Below are 285 nucleotides of genomic sequence, written 5' to 3' on the forward strand. Positions count from 1 at the left end.
TTCAGGCCATTCAGATTCAGTTCGCTGGGGAACGTCCCTTTGCAGAACTCAATGTAACGCCCTGCTGCATCCACAATACGGCTGGCACGACCTAACTGCGCTGATTCAACACAGGTAATCGGCTTTTCCATCTCCAGCTCAATCGCCTCTTCAACGTCGTCGGGCAGTTTGGTGCCCTCGGACGAGAAGAATTTAATTCCGTTGTCGTCAAACGGGTTATGTGACGCTGAAATCACAATGCCCGCCTCTGCGCGGAAAGTACGGGTCAGATAGGCGATGGCTGGC

General features: G+C 53.3%; 1 pseudogene. It reads right to left on the minus strand.

Annotated features, from left to right (window positions below):
- Window positions 1-285, minus strand: a pseudogene (gene glmM, locus SB756_RS29400) (phosphoglucosamine mutase); the annotation flags it as partial.

The sequence above is a fragment of the Pseudomonas sp. SIMBA_068 genome (genome assembly GCF_046534705.1).
Classification (GTDB): domain Bacteria; phylum Pseudomonadota; class Gammaproteobacteria; order Pseudomonadales; family Pseudomonadaceae; genus Aquipseudomonas; species Aquipseudomonas putida.